General features: G+C 41.5%; 15 protein-coding genes. 7 read left to right on the top strand and 8 right to left on the bottom strand.

The genetic code is table 11. The features are described from left to right. Positions 1-273: 273 nt before the first annotated feature. Positions 274-1,470: a CehA/McbA family metallohydrolase gene (locus M2273_RS22690; RefSeq protein ID WP_429400065.1), complete on the bottom strand. Its 1,197-nt coding sequence runs from the start codon at positions 1,468-1,470 to the stop codon at positions 274-276. 222 nt (positions 1,471-1,692) lie between these two features. On the opposite strand from M2273_RS22690, the gene M2273_RS22695 reads away from it, so the two are divergent. The 7 genes from M2273_RS22695 to M2273_RS22725 all read left to right on the top strand — a co-directional run bounded on the left by M2273_RS22695 (position 1,693) and on the right by M2273_RS22725 (position 7,730). Continuing rightward, positions 1,693-2,391 carry a formylglycine-generating enzyme family protein gene (locus M2273_RS22695; protein ID WP_429400066.1) on the top strand — a complete coding sequence of 233 codons (699 nt, stop codon included), beginning with the start codon at positions 1,693-1,695 and terminating at the stop codon, positions 2,389-2,391. Between the two features lie 259 nt (positions 2,392-2,650). Next, the gene (locus tag M2273_RS22700; RefSeq protein WP_429400067.1) at positions 2,651-3,679 is read left to right on the top strand and encodes a YncE family protein; all 1,029 of its coding nucleotides are present in this window, start codon (positions 2,651-2,653) and stop codon (positions 3,677-3,679) included. Between the two features lie 94 nt (positions 3,680-3,773). Next, positions 3,774-4,796, top strand: coding sequence for an SDR family NAD(P)-dependent oxidoreductase (locus M2273_RS22705; protein ID WP_429400068.1), 1,023 nt, complete (start codon positions 3,774-3,776; stop codon positions 4,794-4,796). 83 nt (positions 4,797-4,879) lie between these two features. Next, a complete protein-coding gene (locus tag M2273_RS22710) occupies positions 4,880-5,713 on the top strand; it encodes a helix-turn-helix domain-containing protein (protein ID WP_429400069.1) in 834 nt (277 codons plus the stop codon). A 76-nt stretch (positions 5,714-5,789) separates the two neighbouring features. Continuing rightward, complete coding sequence (locus M2273_RS22715; RefSeq protein ID WP_429400070.1) at positions 5,790-6,434, top strand: Crp/Fnr family transcriptional regulator; 645 nt, start codon at positions 5,790-5,792, stop codon at positions 6,432-6,434. 118 nt (positions 6,435-6,552) lie between these two features. Next, positions 6,553-6,969, top strand: a complete 417-nt coding sequence (locus M2273_RS22720; RefSeq protein ID WP_429400071.1) for an ABA4-like family protein — start codon at positions 6,553-6,555, stop codon at positions 6,967-6,969. Continuing rightward, positions 6,966-7,730: a hypothetical protein gene (locus M2273_RS22725; protein ID WP_429400072.1), complete on the top strand. Its 765-nt coding sequence runs from the start codon at positions 6,966-6,968 to the stop codon at positions 7,728-7,730. The genes M2273_RS22720 and M2273_RS22725 overlap by 4 nt, the downstream gene beginning before the upstream one ends. A gap of 5 nt (positions 7,731-7,735) precedes the next feature. On the opposite strand, the gene M2273_RS22730 is transcribed toward M2273_RS22725, so the two are convergent. The 7 genes from M2273_RS22730 to M2273_RS22760 all read right to left on the bottom strand — a co-directional run bounded on the left by M2273_RS22730 (position 7,736) and on the right by M2273_RS22760 (position 11,943). Continuing rightward, on the bottom strand, positions 7,736-8,317 hold the full coding sequence (locus tag M2273_RS22730; RefSeq protein WP_429400073.1) for a YdeI/OmpD-associated family protein: 582 nt from the start codon (positions 8,315-8,317) through the stop codon (positions 7,736-7,738). A 29-nt stretch (positions 8,318-8,346) separates the two neighbouring features. After that, positions 8,347-8,913, bottom strand: a complete 567-nt coding sequence (locus M2273_RS22735) for a DUF4256 domain-containing protein (protein WP_429400074.1) — start codon at positions 8,911-8,913, stop codon at positions 8,347-8,349. 37 nt (positions 8,914-8,950) lie between these two features. Continuing rightward, positions 8,951-9,343 carry a DoxX family protein gene (locus tag M2273_RS22740; protein WP_429400075.1) on the bottom strand — a complete coding sequence of 131 codons (393 nt, stop codon included), beginning with the start codon at positions 9,341-9,343 and terminating at the stop codon, positions 8,951-8,953. A gap of 79 nt (positions 9,344-9,422) precedes the next feature. Further along, positions 9,423-9,860 (bottom strand): VOC family protein, encoded by a 438-nt coding sequence (locus M2273_RS22745; RefSeq protein WP_429400076.1) that lies wholly within the window; start codon positions 9,858-9,860, stop codon positions 9,423-9,425. A gap of 27 nt (positions 9,861-9,887) precedes the next feature. Next, positions 9,888-10,355 carry an SRPBCC family protein gene (locus tag M2273_RS22750; protein ID WP_429400077.1) on the bottom strand — a complete coding sequence of 156 codons (468 nt, stop codon included), beginning with the start codon at positions 10,353-10,355 and terminating at the stop codon, positions 9,888-9,890. A 6-nt stretch (positions 10,356-10,361) separates the two neighbouring features. Then, positions 10,362-10,685, bottom strand: coding sequence for an ArsR/SmtB family transcription factor (locus M2273_RS22755; RefSeq protein ID WP_429400078.1), 324 nt, complete (start codon positions 10,683-10,685; stop codon positions 10,362-10,364). A 172-nt stretch (positions 10,686-10,857) separates the two neighbouring features. Beyond that, positions 10,858-11,943, bottom strand: coding sequence for an adenylate/guanylate cyclase domain-containing protein (locus tag M2273_RS22760; RefSeq protein WP_429400079.1), 1,086 nt, complete (start codon positions 11,941-11,943; stop codon positions 10,858-10,860). Between the last annotated feature and the right edge of the window lie 22 nt (positions 11,944-11,965).

The raw sequence follows: 11,965 nt of genomic DNA on the forward strand, positions 1-11,965 counted from the left end.
AGTTTCTGGTTAAAGATAAAGCTAATTCTAATTTCGTGACTTTGCCCGATTATTACACTAAGCTATCTCAAAATAGATGCGAGGAGGTAGTAATAACAAGTTTAATTAGACAATGGAGTTGCTCAAATAGACATTTTCAATGCTGACCTGCCATATAAATAATATTTTAAATTTTCGACGGGCCAATACTTAAAACAAAAAATGCCGCTTTATAAAGCAGCATTTTTTGTTTTACAGGAATGCCTTAATTAGCAATTGCCGTACAATAAACTATCAAAAATTCGGGTCGAAATTAAAGCAGATAGGATTTGATAACCCAACCATTTTGCCGCTCAGTGCCATTGATTCAGGAACCTGCGGATAGGGTGTAGGCGGACCTTCAACCACAACGCGATAGTAAGTGCGGCCCTGTGTTGCCGGTGTATCAGTGAATTCGATAGCGGCTGTTTTACCATTGGTTTTAAAGGTGCCGAATGGATTGCCGTTCTTTACAACACTAACCGTATAATCTCCCTCCGGAACAGTATTCCCGGTTAATTGAACACGGAATTTAACGGGTTTACCTGTTGATTTTGCATTGTCGCCCATCATCATGTCCATCTTGCCATCCTGATTGAGATCAGCATAGAATTCCACCCGGGGGGCGTATGGGTTTGAGCTAATGGAAACCCGCCCGTTGGTAAGGGCGTCTATGACCGCTTGCGAGGTCCGTGCAGTGGCGAACACCCAGGTTGTGGGGGTGCCTACATAGTTGGCCTTCGCCTGGTAGCTGTTTTTTGTTGCCTTGTCTGGTGTTTCCGGAACGCCATGGTGCGCGTCGCTTCCACCCCTGCCGGTCAGCTTGCGGCCCGATGAGAGCATATCGTCCCAAATCATGATCGCATTGGCATTTTTAGGCCATACCGCAGAATTCCATACTTCGATAGAGTTGACCATGTCATAAGAGTATCCGAAATGGTCTTTTCCGCTCGGGTGATTAGCTGATAGATGAATGCCAAGCTCTTTTTTGACTGATCCTACCACCACGTCGCGCTGATCGCGAACATCATATAGCCGTTGGTGATCATAAGGTTTGGCTGAGAACGCATTGCCATGGCCACGGGTTGTGGTCCATTCTGCACCATACAATAACAATACGGAGTCTGACTTAAACTCAGGATCTGTCCAGGTGTTATGCGCAACATCGCCATCTACATGGTTGTCGTGGTCGGTGATACATAGATAATCCATACCTACAGATTTAGAAAAGGCTATGATTTTTCCAACAGGATTGTTCGATGATTCTATGCTGTGCCGGGAGTGCACATGAAGTTCGCCCTTTAGCCACACGCCGTTAGTAAGGCTGGCGATAGGTGGCAGCGTTCCTACATCCTTTGTAGCCCATGGGTTTTTGCGAGCTGACTGGCCCAATGCAGAACCGCTGATGCAGCAAGCTGTAATCAACAGTAATCCTGTACAGGCCCTGCTCATAAGTAGCGTCAATTTTTTGTTATTTTTGATTGTCATATCAAATTTTAATGAGTTATATAATTTGGCAAGCAACATACCTCATTGATATTAGTAAATTGTTAACATCACTAAAATGAAGTAAAAATGTGACAATCTGTCTCCGTACAATCAAGCAACAAGAGGAGGAGACAAATCAATTTTGCCAAATCAGCATTGGAAGCTGTGAAACAAATTATCAACTTAATGGAAACAAAAAATAACAATATTGATATTGCCAAACTACTTAACGGCCAAATGATACAAATTCCAAATGGAAAAATAACGTTAAGAGATGATAGGATAAAACATACCTGGGAGATTGAAATACAAACATTCCATATTGCAAAATTTCCAGTGACTCAAGACCTTTATTTTGAAATCACACAGGAATGTCCCAGCTTTTTCAAAGGCAAGAAAAAGCCTGTTGAAAGCGTGTCGTGGAAGGATGCCTTATATTTTTGTAATCTACTCTCTATTAAAGCTGATTTAAAGCCATGCTATGAACTAAATAACGATAATATATTATTTGATTCGATGGCTAATGGCTATCGGCTTCCCTCGGAAGCCGAATGGCAATACGCTTGCCAGGCAGGTACAAACAAAATCAGATACGGAGAACTTGACGATATTGCCTGGTATAAAGAAAATTCCAATAATGAAACGCAGGAAGTAGGAAGAAAAGCCCCCAATGAATGGGGACTTTATGATATGTTAGGAAATGTTTGGGAGTGGTGCTCAGACTTGTATGACACGGAAGTTTATGGTTCATATAGAATTTTCCGTGGTGGGGGTTGGTGCGATGAAGAAAGGGGCTGTATAGCAACCAACCGCAGACGTAGCCACCCAACCTTTAAAATTGATGACCTTGGATTTCGCATTGCAAAATCTCTTAACCAGGAGTAGTTGAATATTAAAAGATCGGGTACTGCTTAAAGGTTAATCATTCGGCCTAAAACAAATTAAGCTTTGGGGTATTCAGGAGGTAAAATAATGCAAAAAAGATAAAACAAGCTGAGGTTCAGTATATTTGTTTTAGAGAATGGTCATAGCTTATGATCGGCTTCTGTGGTTATATATAAACCAATATTACCTGTTTCTCTAATCTGTGAATAATATGGACAAAGCCTCGTACAACCAAATCTTTAAAGCTAAAAAAATCAGCTTGATCAAATTACTTGCTTTGAGCTTTTTATGCATACCATTAGTTTTTGCGGCAACAGGATGCGCCGCGCAGTCAACGCCTCCGCGTTCACTGCTTGCGCTTTCAAAAAGCGATCATATTCTGGCGATCATTGACCCGGTTACGCTGAAGGTTCTCGCACGTGTTCCTGTGGGTTCCGATCCTCATGAGGTTATCGCGTCGGCTGACGGAAAGACAGCCTATGTTTCGATCTACGGCGGTGGGAGTTTGCACGAGCTTAGTGTGATCGACCTTGTGGCACAAAAACCCTTACCCACTATTGATACCAGGCCACTGATGGGACCGCATGGGCTAACGTTTGCCGATGGTAAGGTGTGGTTTAGTGCCGAAGGTTCTAAAGCTGTCGGCCGCTATAACCCGGCAACAGGTAAATTCGACTGGGCCATGGGAACAGGCCAGGCCAGAACGCACATGATTTGCGTAAGCAGTGATGGGAAAAAGGTATACACCACAAACGTTACGGCAGGAACAGTAAGCATTTTGACAGATAGCCTGATCAAGCCTGCCACCTCTCCGACGGGGGGGGGGCCTCCGGCGCGTCATGACTGGGTACAGACCGTTATTCCGGTGGCTAAAGGTTCTGAGGGGATTGATGTATCGCCTGATGGCCGTGAATTGTGGACCGCAGGTGCTGACGAAGGGATCATTTCCATCATCGATATCGCCGCCAAAAAGTTAACCGGTAAAATTGACGCGAAGGCTGTGGGGGCCAACCGGCTCAAATTTACGCCGGATGGCAAGCGTGTGCTGATTACGAGCCTGAGAACCGGCGATCTGTTTATTTATGATGCGGTATCGCACAAGGAATTGAAACGCTTGAATACTGGTCGTGGCGCGGCAGGCATCCTGGTAGACGATGATGGAGCACGTGCGTTTATTGGCTGCACAGGCGATAACTATGTGGCTGTAATAAACCTAAAGACATTAGAAGTAATCGGGCATATCGCTATACGCGGAGCAGACGGGTTGGCCTGGGCTGTTCGACCTTAGATTGAAAATTGACGTTTTAAACAAAGTAAATTGACGTTTTAAACAAAGTAACTTTATTATAGTGTCGTTAGTTTTGTCTTTTAAAAATTTAAAGATGAAATTGAAAGATAATTACAACGGAATTTTACAGAAACCTGTTAATTCCGGGTTTAGCACAACGTCGACCGTTCACGATGTTATAAAAGGAATTGATCTTCATGGTAAAACAGCTATTGTTACCGGAGGGTATGCGGGTATAGGATTTGAAACTGTGAAAGCTTTTGTAGCTGCAGGGGCGAAAGTGATCATACCAGCCCGTGATATCCATAAGGCGGCAAACAACTTAAAGGATGTGAATAATGTGACGATTGAGGAAATGGACCTTATGGACCCGGAATCTATAAATACTTTTGCGGATAAATTTCTTGCTGCAAATAACACCCTTCACATCCTTGTTAATAATGCAGGTGTTATGTGGGTGCCATTACAGCGCGACAAGCGCGGTTATGAATCTCAGCTTGCTACCAACCATTTGGGACATTTTCAACTAACGGCAAAACTTTGGCCGGCGTTAAAGAAAGCAAATGGCGCCCGGGTGATCAATGTATCTTCATTCGGTCATCAGATGGCACCGTTTAATTTTGATGACCCCAATTTCATGAACCGGGAGTACGAAACACTGCAAGGTTACGGACAATCCAAAACAGCCAATAATCTTTTCGCTGTAGAACTTGACTATCGCGGCAAAGCTTTTGGTGTACGGGCTTTTTCTTTGCATCCCGGATCTGTAATTGGTACCGACCTGGGGCGTGTTGCCCCTATGGCTTTATTTCAGCAAATGGGCACCCATGATGAAAAAGGAAATATAAAACCAGAAGTAGCAGCCAAACTCAAAAATGTAGAGCAGGGGGCAGCCACATCAGTTTGGTGCGCTACCAGTCCTCAGTTAAACGGCATTGGCGGTGTTTACTGCGAGAATGTAGATGTGGCCGAATTGGATGAAGGAAATATTGAACATAATTATAATGATCCTTCATCCCTGAGAGGAATAAAACCTTATTCGGTTGATGCTGAAAATGCGAAAAAATTATGGACATTAACCGAAGAAATGACGGGTGTGCCATTTCCCGCCAACTGATATACATGATAATACAGATTTGTTATGACAAGCCGAACACATTTATTCGGTTTGTTTTATTTTGTAAATTTGCTATTGAATAAATGGAGTTTGAAACAAAATATATTACCGCTGACATTAAGCTTTCTGAATTTAAAGGTAAGGTCTTTAAAACAGAAGTAATGTTTGAGCATCACATGCTGGTTTGGTTCATTTCGGGCGAAACGAAAATTATCCAGGCCGATGCAACCTTTATTTTTAATGCTGGCGATATTTTTCTTATCCCCCGTAACCAACTGGCTACAATTATTAATTATCCAAAAGATGGGCACCCGCACAAGGCTGTTGCAATGCATCTCACCAAAGAAAGGTTAAAGGATTTTTACTCCAGACATAAAGCTATTGGCAAGGTACAACCGCTTAAAAAAGTGTATCATTTTTCAAAGCACCCATTATTGGAAAGTTGCCTTGCATCGTTAATTCCCTATTTTGATCTGGGCGAAAACCTGCCTCCGGATATAGCCACTATTAAAATTGAAGAAGCCATCACCATATTAAGATCAATTGATAAAAGTGTGGACGGTTTGCTGGCTAACTTCGAGGAACCAGGCAAAATAAATCTTACCGACTTTATGGAGCGGCATTATATGTTCAACATGACATTGGATAGGTTCGGTTACCTTACCGGCCGCAGCCTGGCAACTTTTAGACGAGATTTTAAAAAGGCCTTTAATACCACACCCCAAAAATGGCTGACAGAAAAACGGCTGGAACTGGCGTATTATCAGCTAACAGAAAAGCAACGAAAACCCATTGATGTGTATGTTGAAGCAGGCTTTGAGAATCTTTCCCATTTTTCGTACGCTTTTAAAAACCACTTCGGATATCCGCCCAAAGCCTTGCCTGGTAAGATAACAGCGTCAAATAAAAAGCCCTGATTAACATCATATTAGCCGCGCGCCAGTGTATGCTGGGATAGGCTACTGTAATGATCTATTTCTAAATTCACAAATCGTGAATTGGTTTTACGATTATCCATGTATATTTGATATAGCTGCTATTGCCTGCCCATTCAATATGTACGAAGTTATCACGCAATCATTACGTAGCCTTGTTGATTTTACCGATGAGGAGCTTTTTTTGTTTATGCAAAGGCTTAAACCGGTAACGTTAAAAAAATATGCTTTTTACCTAAAAGAAGGCCAGGTTTGTAAAGGTATGGCCATTGTAAATAAAGGAGGATTAAGATATTTTTCGCGGAGCGAAAAGAGCGACCACACCATTGGATTTGCTTTTGAAGGCGAATGGATTGGCGATTACGAAAGCTTTTTATTGCAGGTTCCATCGCCCGATTTTATTGAAGCCCTTGAAGATTGTGAGCTGTTTACCTTGAGCTATGCTGATATGCAGGCTTTATACCAGCACAGCCAGCGCTTTGAAAAGTTTGGGCGCATTATTGCCGAAAGCCTTTTTATTAGTGCTGCCAAACAAAAGCGCAATTTAATGATGCAATCGGCCGAAGACAGATACCTTGAATTGTTAAGCTCCCAGCCACATATATTTGAAAGATTACCCCAGCATTTGATCGCATCATACTTAGGCATCCAGCCTCAAAGCCTCAGCCGCATCCGTGCTAAGCTTTTCAATACCAAAAATTAACTTAAGTTAATAAAACCGTTTCCTTTTTTAACCTCATAACATTTTGTAGCTGTGCGGGTTTCCCTAGTTTTATGTTGTGCATTTTACGGGCATACCAGGTATAATCAAATTAAATAATATGGGTACAGAACAAGTTTTTTCGACCGTTGGTGCAGTGGCTGCTTTGCAGTGGTTGTTATTAATAGTACTTCCAAAATGGAAAGTAACGCATTGGTTAATTGATCATGCTATTGTGCCCTTACTGTTATCATTGGTTTATTGTATTTATATCGCCGGTTTTTTCAAGATAGATGGCGGCGGCTTTGGCTCCTTGCAGGAGGTTCGCATACTTTTTACTAATGACAACCTGTTGCTTGCAGGCTGGGTGCATTACCTGGCTTTCGATCTGCTGATAGGTTTTACCATTATCAGGTCGGCACAAACAAAGCTGGTTTCGCATTGGCTGGTAATTCCCTGCCTGGTACTCACATTTATGTTTGGGCCATGCGGCTACCTGCTTTATCAAATCATCATTAAAATCAAAACTACCAAATGAAAACCTTACTCATCCGGATCAGAAATATAAGTCCTGCTTTTTATTATTGCGGTTTAGCGCATTTTGCACTGTTTGCGCTACTGCTCATCATTTCTCAATTTGATCAGCGGCAGCTGATGGGGATCAATTTATGGATAAAGCCAATGAAGTTTGCTTTATCCATAGCTATTTACAGCTTAACGTGGCCTTTGTTTTTGCAATACCTGCCTTTTGAGCGGATCAGAAAACGGTTCATTAACTTTAGTGTATTTGCCCTCACATTCGAGATGTTTTGTATTGCCACACAGGCCGCAAGAGGGCAGCTATCACATTACAACGTTGCCGGGCTTTATAACAGCCTGGTATTTAGTTTGATGGGGGTAGTTATTGCTTTGCAAACATTATTTGCGCTATACATTGGGTTCCTGTTTTTTAAAATGAAAGCTGTGCAAATACCCGCGGCTTTATTGTGGAGTATCCGTTTAGGGATAATTATGGCTGGCATTTTTGCTTTTGAAGGTGGTGTTATGGCAACCCGGTTGGCGCACACCGTTGGCGCCAGCGACGGCGGACAGGGCCTGCCTTTTTTTAACTGGAGCCGGATAGCCGGGGACTTACGGATAGCTCATTTTATGGGTATACACGCTTTACAAATTGTGCCCTTATTTGCATTTTTTACCGGATTTAAAAATGCGCGGGCGGTTATCATTTTTGCAGCAGTATATTTTGTATTGGTATCCCTGCTTTTGTACAATGCCATGCAGGGCAGGCCGTTGTTTTAAAGAAATTACTGATCATCCAATCCCTTTCCGCTGAGGATTTGCGGTATATACTTTTCAACCCTTGCCTCTCGGGTTTTAGATTGTTTGGGTGAAGAAAAATGCAGCATGTATGCTCTTTGCCTTCCCGGTGTTAATGCCTCAAAAGCAGTTTTCAAGGCAGGTATTTTATCTAATTTATTTTGAAACTCTTCGGAAACGGCGAATTCTGCGGTCTTTTTAAGAATCACTTTCAAACCGGCTTTTTCAACCTCAATGGCTTCAAAAATATAGGCTTTCAGGATGGGTTTCATCTCCACTATTTCCCGCACATTGGTGAACCTGATCTGGCGCGCCGCCTGCACATTTTCCGTTTGCTGGATCAGCATACCATGGGCATCATTTAATAAAGCACCTTTGAAAAACAGAAGCGCGCAGTATTCTTTAAATACATGTATCAATACGATGTTACTTTGCTGAAACGTGTAACAAGGACAACCCCACTTCAATTCTTCGGCGAGCCCGCAATCAAGAATGATCGTTCTCAATTGCTCCAGTTCTTCCCGCCACTTACCGGCTTTATTAAAATAAAAATCAACCTTTGGATTCATGTTATTCTTTTTAGCTGTGTGTGCGAAATTCAGACCCGTAGCGATCCACGGAACCCCCTGGCGGCATAGTAAGATTCTGCTCCGTTGTGATACAAAAAGACAGTATCGTAGCGACGGTCACAAAAGATGGCGCCACCGAGTTTTCTTATATCAGGAGGTGTTTTCAGCCAGCTCGATGTTTTCAAATCGAAATTTCCAAGTTTCTGTAGCTCTCGGTATTGTTCTTCCGTTAAAAGCTCGATGCCCATGTCACCTGCCATCTCAACGGCGCTATTTTCTGGTTTGTGTTCTTTTCTTGCTTCCAGCGCTTCGTGATCGTAACAAAAACTTCTGCGGCCTTTAGGGCTTTCGGCCGAACAATCATAAAAAATGTATTCGTCAGTCTTTTTATCATGACCAACAACATCCGGTTCGCCGCCGGTTATTTCCATTTCATCGAGCGACCGCAGTTTTTCAGTATTAGCTTCCAGCTTTGCTTGTACCTTAGCCCATTCAATACCTTTATGGCGGTTCATGTTTTTCTCAAAACGGGCTTTCAATGCGTTGAGTAGCTCTTCATGTTGTTCTGCCGACAACTCCTTTTTATTGCTCTTCATATTGTTCATACTTTATCAACCTTAGGATTCATGCTATTTATTGATTAGCTAAAATAACTTTTCTATCGGCAGGCCTGAAATACCATGATACTATGGTAAGGATCAGCAATAGCAACGACGGAAATATTTCAATAACCGAATCGCCCGTTGCGATATGCGAAAATATTGCTCCCGTCATAGCAAAGAAAAAGCCTGCATAAGCCCATTCCTTTAGTAAAGGAAATTTAGGAATAAGTACTGTTAAAACTCCCAAAAACTTCCAAATACCCATTATTGTCAGAAAATAAACTGGGTAACCCAAATGTATAATACTGTCTACCCCTCCCTGTCCTGCTTTCGCTCTGAATAATTGTACTACCCCAGTCGATAGCATTCCTAATGCAAGCCAGATGGTAGCGATCCAATAGATAATTTTATTTCTTTTTGTCATAAGATAATATTTTTATTAGGTTGTATGATTGATAATTAGTGTCTGCAGGGGCAAACCTGCAGACACTGAAAATGGCAGATTATTGCTGCTGTTTAATAACATTGAACATCCAGCGGATGCCAAAGCGGTCTTTGCAAGTGCCCCAGTATCCCCAGAATTCATCATGTGGTGCCACTGCTTCTGTTCCGCCTTCCGATAGCTCGTTGTACAACCTGTCGGCTTCTTCTCCGGTGTCGGGGTTTAAACTGATGGTAAAATTGTTTCCTTCTATCAGTTTTTGTCCCATGCTTCCCAGCATATCGGTTGCCATTATTTGTAAGCCGCCAAGTATGGGCAGCGCAACATGCATTACTTTGTTTTTGTCGGCCTCTGGTAATGGCGGTGCTCCATCCTGTGGTGGCATGTCTTTAAACCGCATTACCGGATTTGAAAATTCTGTTCCGAAAACCTTTTTGTAATGGTTAAATGCTTCTTCGGCATTGCCCATAAAGTTTAAATAAATTGATACGTGTGCCATTGTTTATAATTTGGTTTTAATGATGTGTTATTTTAATTTGCCTGCTATGTCCTGTAACCGGTTATGCGCCATGTTTATGCCCTGAGCAAAAGGCAACTTCAGCAACTGGTCTCTTTTTGCAGCCGATTCATATATTACGTGTATGCTGAGTTTGCTGGTATCATCAGTAAGTTTTTCAAATTGCAGCAACTCCAGTTGTACGCCAAAAGACGTATTCTCCATTTCAAATGTCCGTGTGATTTTCTGGTTCGGGCTAAACTCATGGATCGTTCCATTAGCCCGGAGTACCACATTTCCTTTAGCATCTGATGTTTCAAACCGGTAACCACCGTGCTGTTTATTTTCAAGTTTCAGCACTTTAGTTCCCATCCATTGCTCCACAATTTCGGCCTCTTCATATGCTTTAAAAAGTAATTCCAACGGCAAATCAAATTCCCTTGTAATCACTAAATCCTGTTTGCCCTCTTCGGCATTGATTTTTGTTTTTCTTTCCATAGCAGGTTATTTTTTTGATTTGTATTTTTTCATTATGGCTTCCAATTTGTTAAACCTATCATCCCACATTTCGCGGAATGGTTCAATAAAGTCTGCTATTTCTTTCATTTTTTTTGCATTAATGTGGTAGTGAATTTCCCTGCCGTTTTGCTCTTGTTTAAGCAATTCACACTCGGTAAGTATTTGAAGGTGTTTTGAAACTGTTGGTCTTGCGGTGTCAAAGTTTGAGGCTATCGCGCCTGCTGTCATCGAATGTGCGGCAACCAACAGCAGTATAGCCCTTCTTGTTGGGTCAGCTATGGCTTGAAATACGTCTCGTCTTAAATTCATTATGTAGCTATTTGACTACAAATATAAATGTAGTTATTTAACTACGCAAATTTTTCTGAGATTTTTATAAAATGCCCTGATCTTAATGAGACTGAACGGGGATCTCTAAAACCGTCTGATCGGTATCCTGCATAACGATTGTTTCCATAGCTATTTTGGTATTCCCGAATATTTATGTGACCGAAAATAATTCAACTTTCTCGCCCCTGCCTCTTAGTTTATTTTCTCCCAGCGATTTTATTTGAAATAAAGGATAAAGCTCCAGTCTTTTTAAGAGGTCGTTAGAAATAAGAATATCAACATTCAATTGATTGCACAGCCCTTGTATACGGGCTGTTGTATTTAATACATCACCGGTAAAAATGATTTCTTTTTTGAGGACTCCAATCTCTCCGGTGGTTACCTTCCCATAATGAAATCCGGCTTTGAATTTTGGTAACAATCCAAATTTTTCTTTGTACTTCTCAGCCTGACCATTTAAGGATTCTTTCATTGCAAAAAAACAGCGAATGCAATTATTATTTTTCAAGCCGTTTTTTAGTTTCCACGACACGATCATCTCATCCCCTGCATATTGATAGATCTCGCCCTCATGATTGATCACAGGCCCAGACAAATCATAAAAATATTCTTTCAGCATTTCAAAGTATTTAATATGACCCAGATTTTCGGCGATTTGGGTAGAAGACTTCATGTCAAGGAACATAAATATCCTTTCTTCTTCCACCGGCCTGTGATATTTCCCTAAAAAGAAATTACTCAATACCCCCGGACCAATACTTTCGCTTACCTCTGTGTAAAATTGGGTAACCACAATGATGGAAGCAATGTAAATCGAAACACTCACTATAGAATAGTCAGTAAAGAAAGCCCACGCATCAGACCAGAAATCTTTATGGGTAATCGCAGCAGGCATACCATTCGCTGTAATGATGAATGTGGTGATGAGAAACAATAAAATGATCACCAAGTAGATAAGAGACTTGTACAGGATTTTTTTAGTGAAGCTTTTTTTGATGAACCATTTGCTGAAATAAACAATTTCAAGTGTGCCAATCAATATGCCGGTTATTAAAGCGGAGAGTGGTGTCGTGAAAATATTCCTTGTAAAAACGTATGTGTTCCCTGTTGAAGGGTAATAATTAAGGTTGCCAAGTAAACCTCTTTCCAGCAGCGTATAAACGATGCTGAATACCAGCCACATCATACCGAAAGGAATGATACGAAAGATATTCCTTCTGGCTTTTGGTGATAGCATTTAATATAAAATTGGTTAACAA

This window comes from Mucilaginibacter lappiensis, assembly GCF_050433765.1.
Lineage (GTDB): Bacteria > Bacteroidota > Bacteroidia > Sphingobacteriales > Sphingobacteriaceae > Mucilaginibacter > Mucilaginibacter lappiensis_A.

Bases quoted from the DNA above. Each gene is read 5' to 3' on its own strand.
- M2273_RS22695 (WP_429400066.1), top strand. From the start codon at position 1,693: ATGGAAACAAAAAATAACAATATTGATATTGCCAAACTACTTAACGGC.
- M2273_RS22745 (WP_429400076.1), bottom strand. From the start codon at position 9,860: ATGGCACACGTATCAATTTATTTAAACTTTATGGGCAATGCCGAAGAA.
- M2273_RS22750 (WP_429400077.1), bottom strand. From the start codon at position 10,355: ATGGAAAGAAAAACAAAAATCAATGCCGAAGAGGGCAAACAGGATTTA.
- M2273_RS22705 (WP_429400068.1), top strand. From the start codon at position 3,774: ATGAAATTGAAAGATAATTACAACGGAATTTTACAGAAACCTGTTAAT.
- M2273_RS22740 (WP_429400075.1), bottom strand. From the start codon at position 9,343: ATGACAAAAAGAAATAAAATTATCTATTGGATCGCTACCATCTGGCTT.
- M2273_RS22735 (WP_429400074.1), bottom strand. From the start codon at position 8,913: ATGAAGAGCAATAAAAAGGAGTTGTCGGCAGAACAACATGAAGAGCTA.
- M2273_RS22725 (WP_429400072.1), top strand. From the start codon at position 6,966: ATGAAAACCTTACTCATCCGGATCAGAAATATAAGTCCTGCTTTTTAT.
- M2273_RS22710 (WP_429400069.1), top strand. From the start codon at position 4,880: ATGGAGTTTGAAACAAAATATATTACCGCTGACATTAAGCTTTCTGAA.
- M2273_RS22730 (WP_429400073.1), bottom strand. From the start codon at position 8,317: ATGAATCCAAAGGTTGATTTTTATTTTAATAAAGCCGGTAAGTGGCGG.
- M2273_RS22755 (WP_429400078.1), bottom strand. From the start codon at position 10,685: ATGAATTTAAGACGAGACGTATTTCAAGCCATAGCTGACCCAACAAGA.
- M2273_RS22690 (WP_429400065.1), bottom strand. From the start codon at position 1,470: ATGAGCAGGGCCTGTACAGGATTACTGTTGATTACAGCTTGCTGCATC.
- M2273_RS22720 (WP_429400071.1), top strand. From the start codon at position 6,553: ATGGGTACAGAACAAGTTTTTTCGACCGTTGGTGCAGTGGCTGCTTTG.
- M2273_RS22760 (WP_429400079.1), bottom strand. From the start codon at position 11,943: ATGCTATCACCAAAAGCCAGAAGGAATATCTTTCGTATCATTCCTTTC.